We start from the raw sequence: 18,301 nt of genomic DNA, 5'->3' as shown, positions 1-18,301 counted from the left end.
TTCCTTAAATATGTTCTGTCTGCAGTCTGTGCCGAGCTTAATTAAGCAGCAATCGGTTGCGCGGCGGCCAGTTCGACCATTTCTGCCAGCGCCCGTTTGTATTCGTTAGGGAAGACCTTGACGAACTTGCTACGGCCTTCGGCCCAGTTATCCAGCAACAGGCGGGCACGCGTGCTGCCCGTGTGCTTGAAGTGACGCTCGATCAGACGCTTGAGGATCACTTCATCCGCTTCACGACCCGTATCCTTGTGCTGGATGTGGAAGGTGGCGGCATGGGCATCCTGCTCCTTGGCCGACAGTACCGGCTCCAGCGACACCATGGAGGTGTTGCAGCGGCTGGCGAAATCACCGTCCGGATCGTAGACATAGGCCACGCCACCGGACATACCGGCTGCGAAGTTACGGCCCGTGCTGCCCAGTACCACGACCGTACCGCCCGTCATGTATTCGCAACCGTGGTCGCCCGTACCTTCGACGATGGCGGTAGCGCCCGAGTTACGCACTGCGAAACGCTCGCCGGCCACGCCGTTGAAGAAGGCTTCACCAGCAATCGCGCCGTACAGCACGGTGTTACCGATGATGATGTTGTTGACGGCCCAGCCGCGGAACTCCGTGTTCGGACGCACGATGATGCGGCCACCGGACAGTCCTTTACCCACGTAGTCGTTACCCTCGCCCACCAGATCGATGGTGATGCCATGTGCCAGGAAGGCGCAGGCCGACTGACCCGCCGTACCTTGCAACTGGATGTGGATGGTGTCGTCCGGCAGACCGGCGTGACCGTAGCGCTTGGCCACTTCGCCCGACAGCATGGTGCCAACGGTGCGGTTCAAGTTCTTCACTGGCGAGATGAACGAGACGCGCTCGCCTTTTTCCAGCGCTGCCTTGGCCTGCGCGATCAGCTTGTGATCGAGCGCCTTGTCCAGACCGTGATCCTGTTCCATCGTGTGATAGATCGAATCGCCGTTCGGCACTTGCGGTGCGTAGAAGATGGCGCTGAAGTCCAGACCTTGTGCTTTCCAGTGCGAGATGGCTTTCGATTTGTCCAGCAGATCAACGCGGCCGATCAGTTCGTCGTAGGTACGGATACCCAGTTGCGCCATCAGCTGACGCGCTTCTTCGGCCACGAAGAAGAAGTAGTTGACCACGTACTCAGGCTTGCCGGAGAACTTGGCGCGCAGGACCGGATCCTGGGTCGCAACGCCGACCGGGCAGGTATTCAGGTGGCACTTGCGCATCATGATGCAGCCTTCCACCACCAGCGGTGCGGTAGCGAAGCCGATTTCGTCGGCGCCCAGCATGGCGGCAATGACCACGTCGCGGCCGGTACGCATCTGGCCGTCGGCCTGAACGCGGATACGGCTACGCAGACCGTTGAGCACCAGCGTCTGCTGGGTTTCAGCCAGACCCAGTTCCCATGGCGTACCAGCGTGTTTCACCGACGACAGCGGCGAAGCACCGGTACCGCCGTCATGGCCGGCTACCACCACGTGATCGGCCTTGGCCTTGGTGACACCGGCAGCCACGGTACCGATACCCACTTCCGATACCAGCTTGACGGAGATCGAAGCGCGCGGATTGGCGTTCTTCAGATCGTGGATCAGCTGGGCCAGATCTTCGATCGAGTAGATGTCGTGGTGCGGTGGCGGCGAGATCAGACCCACGCCCGGCACCGAGAAGCGCAGCGTCGCGATGTATTCCGACACTTTGTGGCCCGGCAGCTGGCCGCCTTCACCGGGCTTGGCGCCTTGTGCCATCTTGATCTGGATCTGGTCTGCGGAGTTCAGGTAAGCCGCGGTCACACCGAAGCGGCCCGAGGCCACCTGCTTGATGCGCGAACGCAGCGAATCGCCTTCCTGCAGCGGAATGTCGACCACCATCCGCTCTTTGCCCATGACGCTAGCCATGGTTTCGCCCTGCTTGATCTTGATGCCTTTCAGATCCATGGTGTAACGCGATGGATCTTCGCCGCCTTCACCGGTGTTCGACTTGCCGCCGATACGGTTCATGGCCACGGCCAGCGTCGCGTGGGCTTCGGTCGAGATGGAACCCATCGACATTGCACCGGTCGCGAAACGCTTGACGATTTCCTTGGCTGGTTCCACTTCGTCCAGCGGGATCGCCTTGGTCGGATCGATCTTGAACTCGAACAGGCCGCGCAGCGTCAGGTGGCGCTTGCTCTGATCGTTGATGATCTGGGCGTATTCCTTGTAGCTGTTGTAGTTGTTGCTACGGGTCGAATGCTGCAGCTTGGCGATCGCATCCGGCGTCCACAGGTGGTCTTCACCGCGTACACGGAACGCATATTCACCGCCAGCGTCCAGCTTATCGGCCAGCACAGGGTCGTTGCCGAAGGCCAGATGGTGCAGGCGCAGCGCTTCTTCTGCCACTTCGAACACACCGATACCTTCGACATTCGAAGCGGTGCCGCGGAAGTATTTGTTCACCAGCGATTTGTTCAGACCGACGGCTTCGAAGATCTGCGCGCCGCAGTAGGACATATAGGTGGAGATGCCCATCTTCGACATCACCTTCATCAGGCCTTTGCCGATGGCTTTGGTGTAGTTGTAGACAGCTTGTTCGGCACTCACGTCGCCCGGCAGGCCAGGCGCCATTTCGGCCAGGGTTTCCATCGCCAGGTACGGGTGGATCGCTTCGGCGCCGTAGCCGGCCAGCAGTGCGAAGTGGTGGGTCTCGCGCGCCGAACCGGTTTCCACCACCAGACCGGTGGAAGCACGCAGGCCTTTGCTGACCAGATGCTGGTGGATGGTGGAGGTGGCCAGCAGGGCTGGAATCGCCACACGGTCAGCACCGACCGAACGGTCCGTCACGATCAGGATGTTGTGGCCCGATTTGACGGCGTCCACGGCTTCGGCGCACAGCGAAGCGAGGCAGGCTTCCACGCCTTCTTTGCCCCAAGCCAGCGGGTAGCAGATATTCAGTTCATACGATTTGAACTTGCCGCCCGTGTGCTGGCTGATGCCGCGCAGACGTGCCATATCGTCGAAGCCCAGCACTGGCTGCGCTACTTCGAGACGCATAGGCGGGTTGACGTTGTTGGTATCGAGCAGATTCGGTTTCGGACCGATGAAGGATACCAGCGACATCACCATGGCTTCGCGGATCGGGTCGATCGGCGGGTTGGTCACCTGCGCGAACAGCTGCTTGAAGTAGTTGTACAGCGGTTTCAGCTTGTTGGACATGACGGCCAGCGGCGAGTCATTACCCATCGAGCCGGTGGCTTCTTCGGCGTTGGTGGCCATAGGCGCCAGCACGAATTTCAGGTCTTCCTGGGTGTAGCCGAAGGCCTGCTGGCGGTCCAGCACGGAAGCCACGGCTTTTTCGCCCGGCGCTGCGCTGTACTTGACGCGGTTCACGGCCAGCTGGCTTTCGCTCAGCTTGATTTCGTTGAGTTTGATCCGTACCGCGTTAATCCATGCCTTGTATGGCTTGGCGTTGGCGTAGGTGTCTTTGAGTTCCTTGTCGTCGATGATGCGGCCGGCTTCGAGATCGATCAGGAACATTTTGCCCGGCTGCAGACGCCATTTCTGGATGATTTTCGATTCAGGAATCGGCAGCACGCCCGATTCCGAAGCCATCACCACCAGATCGTCGTCGGTGACGATGTAGCGGGCAGGGCGCAGACCGTTACGGTCCAGCGTACCGCCGATGTAGCGGCCATCGGTGAAGGCCATGGCGGCAGGGCCGTCCCATGGTTCCATCATGGCAGCGTGGTATTCGTAGAAGGCGCGACGGTTGTCATCCATGGTGCCGTGGTTTTCCCACGCTTCCGGAATCATCATCATCATCGCCTGAGCGATCGGATAGCCGGCCATCAGCAGCAGTTCCAGCGCGTTATCGAAGCAGGCGGTGTCGGACTGGCCTTCGTAAATCAGCGGGAACAGCTTGGACAGATCGTCACCCAGCACGGCCGATTTCATCACGCCTTCACGGGCGCGCATCCAGTTGAAGTTGCCTTTTACCGTGTTGATCTCGCCGTTGTGGGCCAGCAGACGGTATGGGTGAGCCAGTGGCCACTCAGGGAAAGTGTTGGTGGAGAAGCGCTGGTGCACCAGTGCCAGAGCGGAGATGCAGCGTGCATCCTGCAGGTCTTTGTAGTACACGCCTACCTGATCGGCCAGCAGCAGGCCTTTGTAGACGATGGTACGGGCCGACATCGAGGCCACGAAGAATTCTTTACCGTGGATCAGTTTCAGTGCCTGAATCGCGTGGCCCGAGGATTTACGGATCACATACAGTTTGCGTTCGAGCGCATCGGTCACCATGATGTCGGCGCCGCGGCCGATGAAGATCTGGCGGATCACTGGTTCTTTGGCACGCACGGTCGGCGACATCGGCATTTCGCTGTCGATCGGCACATTACGCCAGCCCAGCACAACTTGACCTTCAGCACGCACGGCGCGCTCGATTTCCTGTTCGCAGGCGATGCGCGACGCATTTTCTTTCGGCAGGAATACCATGCCCACGCCATATTCGCCCGGTGGCGGCAGTTCCACGCCCTGCTTGGCCATCTCGTCGCGGTAGTACTGGTCCGGAATCTGGATCAGGATACCGGCGCCGTCACCCATCAGCGCGTCCGCGCCCACAGCACCCCGGTGATCGAGGTTCTTCAGGATCAGCAGACCCTGTTCCACAATGGAGTGGCTCTTATTGCCCTTGATATGGGCGACGAAACCGACGCCACAGGCGTCATGTTCATTGGACGGATCGTACAGACCTTGGGCTTTCATGAGTTCTCCACTGCAATTTGACTAACGAAAAACTAGAGTAGTGCAATGCAGCAGAAAACTCAACAAGAACAATTAGGGTCGGAGTCGAATTAATTTTTCAAAAGATGCTGAAAAAATTAATTAGGGACAGAGTGATGACGGCCACAATTCGGAGAATAAAAAACCACGGAATTGCGGATTCCGTGGTGGTTTACTCGGCGCTGGCAGCGCCTGCTTCTGGATTATTCGGGATTTTCCGTCTTCGGGCTAAGCTTGAATGGTCGCCCCCGTTTCGCCGGCAGCACTTGCCGCTTGACGCGCTGCTGCAGCGTGAGCTGGAACTGTTCCGAGCCTAGCGGCCAGCCTTTCAGCAGCGCTTTGGAGATATGCGCCACTTCTTCCGCGCTCAGCGCCGGTTCGGACAGCGCCAGATAAGCGGCTTCGCGCTCGAACGGCGTATTACCGAGTTGCCAGAAGCGCGCGTGGTCGATAATCAGGCCGTCGGCGCGCAAGCCCGCGTGGTGGCCGAAGCTGGACCACGGATAATCCTGCGCGCGCGCCACCATGCCGTTACGCACGGGGTTGAACTCGATGTAGCGGCAGGTGGCCATGAAATACTGCTCGGCATCGATCAGCGAAGTCTTGTAGCGGCCATTCCACAGCGTGCCGCTGCGGCCGTATTTCTGGTTGAAGTAGGGCACGTAATAGCGGCCTATCCACTGCATCATCTGGCCCAGCCCCAGTTCATCGGCCGGCGTGGCCAGCAGATGCAGGTGGTTGGGCATCAGTACATAGGCGTGGATGGCGACCTTGTAGTTTTTCGCGGCCGTGCGCAGCCAGCCCAGAAAAGTCTGGTAATCGTCGGTATCACGGAAGATCAGCTGGTCGTTATTGCCGGTCTGAATCACGTGATGAGGCTGGCCGGGCACAATCAGGCGCGGTAATCGGGCCATGGAAGTCTGCTCCAGAGTGGGTATGCAGCGATTCTACACCACTCTGTCCCCGATTAATTTTCAAAATCAAAAAAATCGGCTCGACTCTGTCCCTATTTTCAGGAAACACGGCGATGGGGTGTATAACAGCTCAGGAAAGATTGAAACTGGCGGACAGGCTGTAGCCTTCGCCATAGGCGCTGCGCAGCGGCAGATCCTGCCCCAGCCCCGTGCGCGCTTTCTTGCGCAGACGGTAGACCAGCATATCGACACGCCGTCCTGCATCGGGATCATCGCCACCTATGCCGGCCACGATCACCTGACGGGGCACGGGACGGGTATTGATGGTCAGCAAATGCAGGAAATTGCACTCTTTTTCCGTCAGCGTGATGATGGTGCCTTCCAGCTCCAGCTGGCGGGCGCTCACGCGCAAGGTCCATTTGCTGAGCACGGGTGCGGTTTCCTGCGGCCCCACCCGGCGGTTGAGCGCCTCGATATGGGCGGCCAGCTCGGGGAATTTGATGGGTTTGGTCAGATAATGGTCGGCGCCCAGACGCAGACCCAGGATGCGGTTGTCGAAAGCCACCCGCCCCGTCAGCACCAGCAGACCGATCTGCGGGTAGAGCTGGCGCATGCGCGGTATCACGTTGAAGCCGTCTTCGTCAGGCAGGCCCAGATCGAGCACCACCACGCCCACATTGCCATGGCTGAGGGCCGACCACATTTCGCTGGCGCTATTGGTTATGCGCACCTCATGCTTGAGCTCAACCAAGAACTCTGCCATTTCCTCGGCATAGTCCAGATTGTCTTCTACGATGAGTATCTGCGTCATTGATGCGCCATGAATGCTAAATCCGGACCACGTGTCCAGCCCCGCCCTGCCAAGATGGCTTGCGTTTAGGAATTATCACTGCTGCAACCTTACTAAGCAAGAACTTTCCCTGTCTGGCTAGCAATTGGCAACCAAATCCGGAATTCCATGCCGCCCCCCGAAGCATGGCGTGCCGTCAGGCTACCGCCGTGCACCTCGAGCACAGCGCTGGCCATGTACAGTCCCAGCCCGGAACCGGCGATCTGGCCAGCGTTGTTTCCACGATACGCTTTTTCAAAAATCCTGCCCAGTTCGCTCTCGGCCACGCCATCGCCGTGGTCGCGCACCAGCATTTCCAGCCCGCCACCGACAGCCATCTGGCCACTCACCTCGATGGCGCTGGTGGCCGGCGTGTATTTAATCGCGTTATCCAGCACTACGTCGAGGCATAAACGCATACCGGCTGGATCACAGCGTATCTGCGCCGGCAGATTGCCAAGCGCCAAAGTAATGTTGCTGCGCTGGCTCGCAGCCTGTTGTACGGCTGTTTGCAGCAGACTGGCTGGCGCGACCTGATCCGGCTGGCGTACGCGGCCGATTTCCGCCATGCGCTCGGGTGTCAGATGTTCGTCCAGCAAGGCCAGCAGGCGGTCGGCCGCCGTCTGGATCTTGCGATAGCGCTTGCGCGTGCTCTCATCGTGGGCCGTGCCCGTCATTTCCAGCAACTGGGCAGCGCCATCGATCACGGCCAGCGGCGTACGGAATTCATGCGACAGCATGGAAGTGAACTGTTTCTGCCGCAGGGCCAGCTCGCGCGCCAGCGTCAGGTCGCGCACGATGCCGTGAATGCGCCGCACCGAGCCATCCGTCTCGGGCAGCAGCGTGGTGGTGATTTCCACGGAAACGGGATGGCCGCCGGCATGGGCCAGTTCCAGCTCGCGCCGCACCTGCCAGCGCGTGGCGTCGCCACCCGCGTAACGCGCCAGCCGGGCCGGCAATTGCGCCAGCAGGGGTACAGCCAGTGCCTGCGCAGTGGCCAAGGTGTAGCCGAACTGCCGCTCGCAGGCGGGGCTCAGCCATATCAGGCCCGCCGCGTCAGCCGTGAAGCTGGCTTCCTCGCTGTAGGCCAGCCATTCGCGGCAGCGCTGCATTTCTGCCTGCGCTGCGATAAGCATGGCCTCCAGTTCGGCGGCGCGCGTCATTATTCCACCAGCGGAGCAAAGATCTGCTGCAGGTCTTCCTGCGTCAGTGCCATCTTCTGCGACTCGCCCTCGGCCAGTATCGACTGGGCCAGATCGGATTTCTTCTGCTGCAGCACCTGTATCTTCTCTTCCAGTGTGCCTTTGGCGATCAACTTATACACAAACACCGGCTTGTCCTGACCGATACGCCAGGCGCGGTCGGTGGCCTGATTTTCCGCCGCCGGATTCCACCACGGATCGTAGTGGATCACGGTATCGGCCGCCGTCAGGTTCAGACCCACGCCGCCCGCTTTCAGGCTGATCAGGAAGATCGGTACGGCACCCTGCTGGAACGCTGCCACTTGGGCGCTGCGGTCCTTGGTATCGCCGGTCAGCAGCGCATACGGAATATCGCGCTCGTCGAGTTCTTCCTGTATTAGTTCCAGCATGCTGGTGAACTGGGAGAACACGAGGATTTTGCGTTTTTCTTCCAGCAAGTCTTCCACCATTTGCATCAGGTCGACCAGCTTGGCCGATGGTGCAGCCGCCTTCTTGCCGGTCAGCGATTTCACCAGCCGCGGATCGCAGCACACCTGCCGCAGCTTGAGCAGCGCTTCCAGAATCACGATCTGGCTGCGCGCCACGCCCTTGCGGTCGATTTCCTCGCGCACTTTCTGGTCCATCGCCAGACGCACGGTTTCGTACAGGTCGCGCTGGGCGCCCGTGAGCTCCACCTTGCGCACCATTTCCGTTTTCGGCGGCAGTTCCTTGGCCACGTGGTCCTTGGTCCGGCGCAGCAGGAAAGGCTTGATGCGACGGTTCAGCAGGGCGCGCCGCAGCGGATCGTCCTGCCGTTCGATAGGGTGACGGAATACGGTGTTGAAGCCTTTTTCGTCGCCCAGCAGACCCGGCAGCAGGAAATGGAATTGCGACCACAGCTCGCCCAGATGGTTTTCCAGCGGCGTGCCGGACAGGCACAGGCGGTGACGGGCTTTCAGCAGGCCGGCACTCTGGGCTGCCTTGCTGCGGGTGTTCTTGATGTAGTGCGATTCGTCGAGGATGACCAGATGGAAATCATGCTCGCGCAGTTTTTCCTCGTCACGCGGCAGCAGCGCATAGGTGGTCAGCACCAGATCGGCCTCGGCGATCTGGTCGAACTGGCCCATGCGCTCCTTGCCTTGCAGCAGCAACACGCGCAGGCCCGGCGCAAAACGTGCCGCCTCTTCCTGCCAGTTGCCCATCAGGCTAGTCGGCGCGATCACCAGCGCCGGTGCCGTCAATCGGCCTGCTTCTTTTTCCACCAGAATGTGGGCCAGCGTCTGTACCGTCTTGCCCAGACCCATGTCGTCGGCCAGGATGCCGCCGAAACCGTATTCGCGCAGGAACTGCATCCACGACAGACCGTCGGTCTGGTAGTCACGCAGGGTGGCTTGCAGGCCGGCCGGCGTGGCGATGCGCTTGATGGAGCCGAACTGGTTCAGGCGGGCGCCCATTTCGCGCAATTCTTCACCACCGGTCCAAGCCATTTCCACCGAACGGGCCAGCTCATCGAGACGCGCCGCATCGAGGCTGGTCATGCGCAGGGTAGGCTTGATCTTGTCGCTGAAATACAGCTCGCCCAGCGTATTCAAGATAGGCCGCACGCGCGCCCACGGCAGCGCCACCCGGCGGCCATCGGCCAGCACGGCCAGCATCTGGTCTGCTTCGCCATGCTGGGCAATGACTTTCGGCGCAAAATCGTTGGGCGCGTTGCGGATCAGCTGGACCAGCAGCGGCAGCAGGGAGATGCGTTCCTGTTCGACGTTGATACCGAGTTCGAGTTCGAACCAGGCATGGCCACCTTCGCTGGTATCCTGTTCCACCTCGGCAAACCACTCGCCCACTTCCGTCAGGTCATAGCGGTATTTGGTGGTCTTTTCGATTTTCCAGCCGGCCGCACGCAGGTCGGTGATGCCGTCGCGGCCAAAACGTATCCACTCGGCTTGCGTCGGCAGCAACAATCCGCCTTTGACGCTGCTCAGCGGCAAGGTCGTCGGTGCGGCAAACGCACGTTCCTGCAGCAGCGCCAGCGCGGCCGTTTCCGCCGCTTCATTGCGCTGGATAATTTCCGTCACTTCGCCCTTCTGGCGCACTACGCGCTGGGACGGATCGAACGACACCCGCTCACCATCGTAATCAAATGACAGCACGGCAAAATCATGCCAGCGCTGGATGGAGCCATCGGCCAGCATGGCGGCATCGAGCGTCAGCACGGGGCGCGGCAGCACATCATCGCGCAGGCGCTGCGGCAAAGGCTGCGGCAGCGGCATCAATTGCTGCAGACCATGGGCCAGCAGCAACTGCGACACGCGCAGCTTGTCGTTACTGGTCAGCAAAGGTGCTTGCGCTACCAGTGCCTGCAGATCGGCCAGCGGTATCTGGGCGCCGCCCTGATTGAGTTGCAGCACGCCGCAGGACAGATTGTCGATATACCAAGGCGGATCGGTCGGCAGCATGTAGTCGACCTGATCGGCACCGCTGTGGCGCGCATTCGGCGGTGCCTGCACCTGCCAGCCCAGCCGCAGCCCCTTGCCTTCTTCGCGCCAGGCCAGATGGGCCTCGCGCATCACCCCGCCTTTGAGCGGATAGACCAGACCATTGCCCACATCGGCCCACGAATTTGCCCACAGCAATTTATCCTGCTCGGCCAGCATGCTCAGCAGGGCCGCACCGATCTTGCCACGCGGCTCGGTGGCCGAACCGGTCTGCGAGCTGGCGCCACTGCGCATAGCCACAAAGAAACGGATCAGGTCTTCATCACCGGCCGACAAAAAGCTGGGCGGGGCCGACAGCAGCGAGAAAATTTCGCTGACAGGGCTAGCGGCGGCTACATCGCCATTCGGCTTCAGACGCGCCTTGTACAGGCATAGCGCCACATGACGGCCGCCACTGGTAGGCGCCATCACATAAATCAGTTTGTGTGCGGAAAGTTTAGGGTCCGCATCAGGCGGCGGAACATTCAGCTTGGCCTTGGGATGCGCTGCGGCATCCACCCGCTGCAGCCAGGTGGCGACAGCGTACGACAATTGATTCGCAGGCGGCGCAGGGCGCGCAGGTGCAGCGGGAGCAGCAGGGGCGTCGTCGCGGGTTAAATCCATGGGTCGCATTGTTGGTCAAAGATGGTTCAAAAACAGCAACAGGCGATATTATCCGCCATACACGCTTTTATGTTTGCGGATTCTTCATATTTCCGCGTTTTTCGTGTGCCCATGCACCCTGCACGCAACGGGTTCACAGACGCCACGGGCTGTCAAGACTGGCAGATTCGCGCCGATTGCGTATCATTCCGAGCTTGATTGCTGAGGAATACCGTCCATGCTGCCTACCATCGAACAACGTCTTGCCACTGAACTCAACTGCAAAGCCCCTCAGGTTGTCGCCGCCGTCGCCCTGCTCGACGAAGGCGCTACTGTGCCGTTTATTGCCCGCTACCGTAAGGAAGTGACGGGCGGACTCGATGATACCCAGCTGCGTCTGCTGGAAGAACGCTTGCGCTATCTGCGCGAGCTGGAAGAGCGCCGCGCCGCCATCATTGCCTCGATTACCGAGCAGAACAAGATGACGCCGGAACTGCTCGATGCCGTCCTGCACGCCGAGGACAAAACCCGGCTGGAAGACCTCTACCTGCCTTACAAGCCGAAACGCCGCACCAAAGCCCAGATCGCCATCGAAGCAGGACTGGCACCACTGGCAGAAAGCCTGCTGGGCAATCCCGCATTGGATCCGGAGACGGAAGCCGGCAAATATTTGCGTGCGCCGTTCGAATCGGCCGATGGCAACAACCCCGGCGTGGCCGACAACAAGGCTGCGCTCGACGGTGCACGCCAGATCCTGATGGAACGCTTTGCCGAAGACGCCACCCTGCTGCAATCCTTGCGCGAATACGTACAGGAGCACGGCATTGTTGAATCCAAAGTCGTGGAAGGCAAACAGGAAGAAGGCGAAAAATTCGCCGACTACTTCGATTACACGGAAAACCTCAGCAGCATACCTTCCCACCGTGCGCTGGCTTTGCTGCGCGGCCGCCGCGAAGGCATGCTGGACGTCACCCTGCGACTCGATTCCGAACCGGAAAAACCGAAATGGGATGCGCCGCATAACCCGTGCGAAAGCCGCATCGCGGCCCGTTTCGGCATCAAGCAGGCGGGCCGTCCGGCCGACAAATGGCTGTGCGACACCGCGCGCTGGACCTGGCGCGTGAAGAGCTTCATGCATCTGGAAACCGAACTGATGGGCGCGCTGCGCGAAGCCGCCGAACTGTCGGCCATCAATGTGTTCGCGACCAATCTGAAAGCCCTGCTGCTGGCCGCGCCGGCTGGCCAGCGTGCCACCATGGGGCTGGACCCGGGCCTGCGTACGGGCGTCAAAGTGGCCGTGGTCGATGCCACCGGCAAGGTGGTCGACACGGCCGTGATCTACCCGCACCAGCCGAAAAACGACTGGCATGGCGCGCTGCACACGCTGGGCCAGTTGGCCATCAAGCACAAGGTTGCGCTGATTTCCATCGGTAACGGTACCGCTTCGCGCGAGACGGACAAGCTCGCGCAGGAACTGATCAAGCTGTATCCGGAACCGAAAATGAACAAGATCGTCGTGTCCGAAGCGGGCGCCTCGGTATACTCGGCTTCGGAATTCGCCTCGCGCGAACTGCCTGACATGGACGTGTCGCTGCGCGGCGCCGTGTCGATTGCACGCCGCCTGCAGGACCCGCTGGCCGAACTGGTAAAAATCGATCCGAAATCGATCGGCGTGGGCCAGTACCAGCATGATGTCTCGCAAACCCAGCTCGCACGCAGCCTCGATGCGGTAGTGGAAGACTGCGTGAATGCCGTCGGTGTCGACGTCAACACGGCTTCCGTGCCGCTGCTGACGCGCGTGTCCGGCCTGTCCGCCTCGGTGGCGCAAGCCATCGTCAACTACCGCGATAGCAAGGGCGCCTTCCCCAACCGTGCCGCGCTGAAAGCTGTACCGCGGCTGGGCGACAAGACTTTCGAACAGGCCGCCGGCTTCCTGCGCGTGATGGGCGGCGAGAACCCGCTCGACGCTTCGGCCGTGCACCCGGAATCCTACCCGCTGGTAGAAAAAATCCTGCGCGACATAAACAAGGACATCAAGGCCGTGATCGGTGAAACCAGCCTGATCAAAACGCTGCAGCCGGCCAAATATGCTGACGAACAGTTCGGTGTGCCCACCATCAGCGATATTCTGAAAGAGCTGGAAAAGCCGGGCCGTGACCCGCGTCCCGAATTCACCACGGCCACTTTCAAGGATGGCGTGGAAGAAATCAGCGACCTGCGGCCCGACATGATCCTCGAAGGCGTGGTCACCAACGTGGCGGCCTTTGGCGCGTTTGTCGATATCGGCGTGCATCAGGATGGACTGGTACACATTTCGGCGCTGTCGAATACCTTCGTCAAAGACCCGCACACGGTCGTCAAGGCAGGACAGGTGGTGAAAGTGAAAGTGCTGGAAGTCGATGCCAAGCGCAAGCGTATTGCCCTGACCATGCGGTTGAGCGACAGCGCGCCCGTGGCCGGCAGCAATCCGCAGCAGCGTGCCGACCGCAACGACCGCCGCAGCATGGGCCAGCACAGCAAGCAGACCGCCAAGGCCGAACCGCTGGGCGGCAGCATGGCAGCGGCCTTCGCCAAACTGCGCTCCTGACCCAAAATACGGTCTTGGGAATTTTCTTATAAAATATCGAGATTCAATACATCTTTACACTGAGGTAGCCATGAGCGACGACGTACAAACCTGGATCAAAGACACTGTGACCAACACCAAAGTGGTGCTGTTCATGAAGGGCACTGCCCAGTTCCCGCAATGCGGCTTTTCCGGCCGTGCCATCCAGATCCTGAAAGCTTGCGGCATTGAAAACATTGCCACCGTCAACGTGCTGGACGATCCGGAAGTGCGTCAAGGCATCAAGGACTATTCGAACTGGCCGACCATCCCTCAGCTGTACATCAACGGCGAATTCATCGGTGGTTCGGACATCATGAATGAAATGTTCGAATCGGGCGAACTGAAAGCCCTGTTGAATGCCTGATCGTCCGCGGCGGATCGTCGTCGCCATCACCGGCGCCACGGGCGCCGTGTATGGCTTGCGTCTGCTGCAGTTTTTACGCGATACCCCCGGCATCGAAAGCCACCTGATTCTGTCCGACGCAGCCATCCTGACTTTGCATCAGGAAACTGGCCTGCAGAAGCGCGAGGTGGAAGCGCTGGCCCATGTGGTGCACAAGGTGCGCGATGTGGGCGCCAGCGTCGCCAGCGGCTCCTTCCAGTCCGATGGCATGATCATCGCGCCGTGCTCGATGAAAACCCTGGCCTCCGTGGCCCATGGCTTATCCGATAACCTGATTGCCCGTGCGGCCGATGTGGTGCTCAAGGAGCGTCGCCGGCTGGTGCTGATGGTGCGCGAAACGCCGTTCAATCTGGCGCACCTGCGCAATATGACGGCCGTCACGGAAATGGGCGGGATTATCTTCCCGCCACTGCCTAGCTTCTACCACCAGCCCGCCAGCATCGCTGAAATGGTGGACCACACAGTCGCCCGCGTGCTCGACCTGTTCCAGATCGAACACGGCCTCGCACCGCGCTGGCAAGGCATGCAGGCCGGCAGCACCGGCACTGACGCCAGTTAGGCGGTTAGCGCTGGTCGTATGACTGGCCACTGAGCCGTTTGAGCTCGCGTGCCTCTTCCACCATACGTCGATGAGCGATGCGCTTGCGCATCACTTCCGCATGCTGGGCCGCCGTCATGGGCGGAGCCGTCATCAGATCCTTCAACTGCGCAACATTGCTATAATTGCTATTCATCGGATGGCTCAAAACCGTAACTCCCGGAATAAGGTGGATGCGAAGTTGTTGCGTGCATGTGATGCACTGACTGCACACCTCACTGTACCTCAAAACGATGTCGAAACCATGACATTGCGCAGAAGTTCACAAAATAAAAAAGGCGCCCCGGTGGGCGCCTATGCCGAAGAAAAACTGGCCAGCCAGTGAAACTTGTTTCACCAGAGAACAAGCCATCCAATAGTCACAAACAGTCAATTTATCTAAGTACTACTACGGGTTTTTGCTACTTTTGGTAGTTAACCCGTACCAGCATGCGGATAAATTCACGTGCAATCTGGCGATGATGTTCGTCCAGACGTTGTAAATCCGCGATTAATTTGACGTCGGCCGACTCGAAACGGGACAGACCGGTAGCGCTATCTCCTTGCGGCGTATCGCTTTCGGCACCACCAAAACGCAGCCAGTCGGCCGGCACGCCCAGCCAGTGGGCGATCATGCGCAACTTTTCCTGCGTCGGTATGGCTTCACCCACCAGCCATTTACGGGCGGCGTGGACGGTGATGGGACGGCCATCGAAACGGATATTGAATTCCCGAGCGAGCCGGGTCGGGCTGTCGGGGGAGTAATGGGCATTTTTCAGCGCCTGCTGGAGGCGCTGGCTAAAGCTTTCGCGTTCATTTGAAGAATTCATATCGGCACTATTTCACGTTGCGGCATGAAAGTCAGTCTCTAGTACTACCGACCAATTTGTGACATCTTGCGAACTTTTGCGACACACTTAGCCGATCCAATACCACTTCAACACCAGATTCTTCAACTGAAGAAAATTCGGTTTCTGTTTTTCCAAAGAAACATCGGCTCTTGGTTTATTTTAGTTTAAAACCAGAAATTATTCGCTAAGAATTTTCATGTGCTAGTGACTACGCCACACTAGGCATCCGTGCGCTGGAATAGCACGCCGCCATCCACCGCAACGCAGCGCTGCAGCACACCGTCGTACCACAAGGCATGCAGGTGGGCTAAGGCTTCCCCTAGCGCAAAGCTCAACTGGTGAGCATCCAGCGGACGGCGAAACATCAGTGGCACGATGCTGGCTGCCGACTGTGCGCTCTGGCAAGCCTGCAGCACCTCGGCCAGCCTGTCGCGATGGTGCTCGCGCAGCTGAATAATGCGCTGATGCAACCCTTGGAAGGGTTTCCCGTGGGATGGCAAGACCAATACATCATTTGGCCATTTGGCAAATTTATCCAAAGATTCAAGATAGCGCGTGAGCGGGTTGGCTTCCGGCTCGATGGCAAACACAGACACATTGGTGGAAATACGCGGCAGCACCATATCGCCGGCAATGAGTAATTTATCTTTCTCACAATACAAAGCCACATGCTCGGGCGAGTGGCCATAGCCGCACACCACCTGCCAGACCCGCTCGCCTATCGTGAGTAACTGGCCGTCCTGCAAACGGGTGTAACTGGCCGGTACGGACGGTACCAGCGAGGGATAGTAGTTCTTGCGTGCGCTCATCTGCTCGAGCAGCACGGGATCGCGCAGACCATGGCGCTGGAAATGCGTCACGGCAGCCGCATTATCAACTCCGGGCAAAGCTGCCGACATCATGCGGGCAAACGCATATTCGCCGGCACTGGTCCACAGCGCTACCTGCCAGCGCTGGCACAGCCAGTCGGCCAGTCCGATATGGTCAGGGTGGCAATGGGTGGCCAGCACGCGCCGCACGGGCAAGCCTTGCAGTTCATGGGCGAAGATCTGCTCCCATGCCTCGCGCGTGGCGGGCGTAGCCACGCCGCTATCGACAATGGTCCAGCCCTCGCCATCGCGCAGCAGCCACAGATTGATGTGATCGAGCGCGAACGGCAGCGGCATGCGCAGCCAGCCCACGTCCGGCGCCAGCCAGTGCACAGTGCCGCTGGCCGGTAAAGTGTCGCCGAGCGGATAGGTGAGTGCGGCGGCAAGGGCATCACGGCTAGCGGTAGTACTCAATTTTTCTCCTAGACCCAAAGTTCAGGCTACAATGGGATTGACGTTGACGTAAACGGAAACATCCGTCAAGACCTCGACCGATAGTTCAGACTCTAGCGCACAGGACCAATGCCTACCTACACCATTACCGAACTGGCCCGCGAATTCGATATTACCGCGCGCGCCATCCGCTTCTACGAAGATCAGGGCTTGCTGAGCCCTTCGCGCGAAGGCGCGGGCGGCCGCAACCGCGTCTACACGCCGCGCGACCGCACCCGTTTGAAACTGACGCTACGCGGCAAGCGCCTCGGCCTGTCGCTCTCGGAAATCAAGAGTCTGGTGGACATGTACGAAACGCCGAAAGATACGGCGGCCCAGATGCATCGCTTCCTCGGCGTGCTGGCCCAGCACCGCGAAACGCTGGAACAGCAGCGCGAAGACATCGAAATGTCGCTGGCCGAAATCACCGCCCACGAAGACGAATGCAAACGTCTGCTGGCCGCGATCGGCGCACCGGCCGCCAAACCCGAGTGACCTGCACAGAAAACAGGCAAGTTACGTTTACGTAAACGTCACATCAGCGTATCATGTGGCGTTCCAAACCACGATAAGAATGAGGATGACATGCTCCATCTGCCCGGCCTGACCTTTGACCACGGCGAAGATATCGCCGCCCTGCGCGAAGCAGTGCAGCAGTTTGCTGCCGCCGAAATCGCACCCCGTGCTGCCGAAATCGACCGCAGCGACCAGTTCCCTATGGACCTGTGGCGCAAGATGGGCGATCTGGGCGTGCTCGGCATTACCGTCGGCGAAGAATACGGCGGCGCCAACATGGGCTATCTGGCCCACATCATCGCCATGGAAGAAATTTCGCGCGCTTCCGCCTCGGTCGGCCTGTCGTATGGCGCCCACTCGAATCTGTGTGTGAACCAGATCAAGCGCAACGGTAACGAGGCGCAGAAACAGAAATACCTGCCGAAACTGATTTCGGGCGAATACATCGGCGCACTGGCCATGTCCGAGCCGAATGCGGGTTCCGACGTCGTCTCCATGAAGCTGCGTGCCGACCTGAAGGGCGACCACTATGTGCTGAACGGCTCGAAAATGTGGATCACCAACGGCCCCGACGCCGATGTACTGGTGGTCTACGCCAAGACCGATCTGGCGGCCGGCCCGCGCGGCATGACGGCTTTCCTGATCGAAAAAGGCTATAAAGGCTTCTCGATTGCCCAGAAACTCGACAAGCTGGGCATGCGCGGTTCGCACACGGGCGAACTGGTGTTCGAAGATTGCGAAGTACCGCTCGAAAACGTGCTGGGCGAAGTGGGCAAGGGCGTCAATGTGCTGATGTCCGGCCTCGACTTCGAGCGCACCGTGCTGTCCGGCGGCCCGCTCGGTATCATGCAGGCCTGCATGGATAGTGTGGTGCCATACATCCACGATCGTCAGCAATTTGGTCAGCCTATCGGCGAATTCCAGCTGATGCAGGGTAAGATTGCAGATATGTACTCGACCATGATGGCGTGCAAAGCTTATGTGTACGCTGTCGGTCAGGCTTGCGACCGGGCCAAAACTCCGGAAGCAGTCCGCCAACTGCGTAAAGATGCAGCGGGAGCCATTTTGTATAGCGCAGAGAAAGCAACCTGGATGGCCGGCGAGGCAATCCAGACGCTGGGCGGCAACGGCTACATCAACGAGTATCCGGTCGGCCGCCTGTGGCGCGACGCCAAATTGTATGAAATCGGCGCCGGCACCAGCGAAATCCGCCGCATGCTGATTGGTCGCGAACTGTTCGCAGAAACCAAGTAAGCAGACTATGTGCGTGAGCTG

The 18,301-nt window shown here is 59.8% G+C and carries 14 protein-coding genes; 6 read left to right on the top strand and 8 right to left on the bottom strand.

Annotation, left to right across the window (positions count from 1 at the left end):
* Nucleotides 1-41 precede the first annotated feature (41 nt).
* From GM655_RS16295 to GM655_RS16275, 5 genes are all read right to left on the bottom strand, one after another.
* A complete protein-coding gene (locus tag GM655_RS16295; RefSeq protein ID WP_155435729.1) occupies nucleotides 42-4,751 on the bottom strand; it encodes a glutamate synthase-related protein in 4,710 nt (1,569 codons plus the stop codon).
* Between the two features lie 221 nt (nucleotides 4,752-4,972).
* Nucleotides 4,973-5,683: an REP-associated tyrosine transposase gene (locus GM655_RS16290; protein ID WP_155435728.1), complete on the bottom strand. Its 711-nt coding sequence runs from the start codon at nucleotides 5,681-5,683 to the stop codon at nucleotides 4,973-4,975.
* Nucleotides 5,684-5,813: 130 nt separating this feature from the next.
* The gene (locus GM655_RS16285) at nucleotides 5,814-6,494 is read right to left on the bottom strand and encodes a response regulator transcription factor (protein WP_155435727.1); all 681 of its coding nucleotides are present in this window, start codon (nucleotides 6,492-6,494) and stop codon (nucleotides 5,814-5,816) included.
* Between the two features lie 92 nt (nucleotides 6,495-6,586).
* Complete coding sequence (locus GM655_RS16280; protein WP_155435726.1) at nucleotides 6,587-7,675, bottom strand: PAS domain-containing sensor histidine kinase; 1,089 nt, start codon at nucleotides 7,673-7,675, stop codon at nucleotides 6,587-6,589.
* Nucleotides 7,675-10,791 carry a DEAD/DEAH box helicase gene (locus GM655_RS16275; protein WP_155435725.1) on the bottom strand — a complete coding sequence of 1,039 codons (3,117 nt, stop codon included), beginning with the start codon at nucleotides 10,789-10,791 and terminating at the stop codon, nucleotides 7,675-7,677. The genes GM655_RS16280 and GM655_RS16275 overlap by 1 nt, the downstream gene beginning before the upstream one ends.
* A gap of 217 nt (nucleotides 10,792-11,008) precedes the next feature.
* On the opposite strand from GM655_RS16275, the gene GM655_RS16270 reads away from it, so the two are divergent.
* The 3 genes from GM655_RS16270 (at nucleotide 11,009) to GM655_RS16260 (ending at nucleotide 14,340) form a co-directional block, all read left to right on the top strand.
* A complete protein-coding gene (locus GM655_RS16270; protein ID WP_155435724.1) occupies nucleotides 11,009-13,357 on the top strand; it encodes a Tex family protein in 2,349 nt (782 codons plus the stop codon).
* Between the two features lie 70 nt (nucleotides 13,358-13,427).
* A complete protein-coding gene (grxD, locus tag GM655_RS16265; protein WP_155435723.1) occupies nucleotides 13,428-13,742 on the top strand; it encodes a Grx4 family monothiol glutaredoxin in 315 nt (104 codons plus the stop codon).
* Nucleotides 13,735-14,340 carry a UbiX family flavin prenyltransferase gene (locus GM655_RS16260; RefSeq protein ID WP_155435722.1) on the top strand — a complete coding sequence of 202 codons (606 nt, stop codon included), beginning with the start codon at nucleotides 13,735-13,737 and terminating at the stop codon, nucleotides 14,338-14,340. Before grxD ends, GM655_RS16260 begins: the two co-directional genes overlap by 8 nt.
* A gap of 4 nt (nucleotides 14,341-14,344) precedes the next feature.
* On the opposite strand, the gene GM655_RS22770 is transcribed toward GM655_RS16260, so the two are convergent.
* A complete protein-coding gene (locus GM655_RS22770) occupies nucleotides 14,345-14,515 on the bottom strand; it encodes a hypothetical protein (protein WP_196308786.1) in 171 nt (56 codons plus the stop codon).
* Between the two features lie 33 nt (nucleotides 14,516-14,548).
* On the opposite strand from GM655_RS22770, the gene GM655_RS16255 reads away from it, so the two are divergent.
* Nucleotides 14,549-14,704: a hypothetical protein gene (locus GM655_RS16255; protein ID WP_155435721.1), complete on the top strand. Its 156-nt coding sequence runs from the start codon at nucleotides 14,549-14,551 to the stop codon at nucleotides 14,702-14,704.
* A 76-nt stretch (nucleotides 14,705-14,780) separates the two neighbouring features.
* On the opposite strand, the gene GM655_RS16250 is transcribed toward GM655_RS16255, so the two are convergent.
* Both GM655_RS16250 and GM655_RS16245 read right to left on the bottom strand, forming a co-directional pair.
* On the bottom strand, nucleotides 14,781-15,188 hold the full coding sequence (locus GM655_RS16250) for a hypothetical protein (RefSeq protein ID WP_155435720.1): 408 nt from the start codon (nucleotides 15,186-15,188) through the stop codon (nucleotides 14,781-14,783).
* A gap of 239 nt (nucleotides 15,189-15,427) precedes the next feature.
* On the bottom strand, nucleotides 15,428-16,492 hold the full coding sequence (locus GM655_RS16245) for an MBL fold metallo-hydrolase (protein WP_155435719.1): 1,065 nt from the start codon (nucleotides 16,490-16,492) through the stop codon (nucleotides 15,428-15,430).
* Between the two features lie 108 nt (nucleotides 16,493-16,600).
* Between GM655_RS16245 and GM655_RS16240 the strand changes: the two genes are divergently transcribed.
* Both GM655_RS16240 and GM655_RS16235 read left to right on the top strand, forming a co-directional pair.
* Nucleotides 16,601-17,005, top strand: a complete 405-nt coding sequence (locus GM655_RS16240; protein WP_155435718.1) for a MerR family transcriptional regulator — start codon at nucleotides 16,601-16,603, stop codon at nucleotides 17,003-17,005.
* Nucleotides 17,006-17,095: 90 nt separating this feature from the next.
* Nucleotides 17,096-18,280: an isovaleryl-CoA dehydrogenase gene (locus tag GM655_RS16235; protein ID WP_155435717.1), complete on the top strand. Its 1,185-nt coding sequence runs from the start codon at nucleotides 17,096-17,098 to the stop codon at nucleotides 18,278-18,280.
* Nucleotides 18,281-18,301 lie beyond the last annotated feature (21 nt).

The organism is Pseudoduganella danionis (assembly GCF_009720775.1).
GTDB lineage: Bacteria > Pseudomonadota > Gammaproteobacteria > Burkholderiales > Burkholderiaceae_D > Rugamonas > Rugamonas danionis.
The sequence above is the reverse complement of the archived record's forward strand: the minus strand, read 5'-3'. Positions and strand labels throughout refer to the sequence as shown.

Coding starts and splice junctions, on each gene's coding strand:
- GM655_RS22770 (WP_196308786.1), bottom strand. CDS start 14,515: ATGAATAGCAATTATAGCAATGTTGCGCAGTTGAAGGATCTGATGACG.
- GM655_RS16235 (WP_155435717.1), top strand. CDS start 17,096: ATGCTCCATCTGCCCGGCCTGACCTTTGACCACGGCGAAGATATCGCC.
- GM655_RS16280 (WP_155435726.1), bottom strand. CDS start 7,675: ATGACGCGCGCCGCCGAACTGGAGGCCATGCTTATCGCAGCGCAGGCA.
- GM655_RS16260 (WP_155435722.1), top strand. CDS start 13,735: ATGCCTGATCGTCCGCGGCGGATCGTCGTCGCCATCACCGGCGCCACG.
- GM655_RS16290 (WP_155435728.1), bottom strand. CDS start 5,683: ATGGCCCGATTACCGCGCCTGATTGTGCCCGGCCAGCCTCATCACGTG.
- grxD (WP_155435723.1), top strand. CDS start 13,428: ATGAGCGACGACGTACAAACCTGGATCAAAGACACTGTGACCAACACC.
- GM655_RS16250 (WP_155435720.1), bottom strand. CDS start 15,188: ATGAATTCTTCAAATGAACGCGAAAGCTTTAGCCAGCGCCTCCAGCAG.
- GM655_RS16285 (WP_155435727.1), bottom strand. CDS start 6,494: ATGACGCAGATACTCATCGTAGAAGACAATCTGGACTATGCCGAGGAA.
- GM655_RS16295 (WP_155435729.1), bottom strand. CDS start 4,751: ATGAAAGCCCAAGGTCTGTACGATCCGTCCAATGAACATGACGCCTGT.
- GM655_RS16275 (WP_155435725.1), bottom strand. CDS start 10,791: ATGGATTTAACCCGCGACGACGCCCCTGCTGCTCCCGCTGCACCTGCG.
- GM655_RS16270 (WP_155435724.1), top strand. CDS start 11,009: ATGCTGCCTACCATCGAACAACGTCTTGCCACTGAACTCAACTGCAAA.
- GM655_RS16240 (WP_155435718.1), top strand. CDS start 16,601: ATGCCTACCTACACCATTACCGAACTGGCCCGCGAATTCGATATTACC.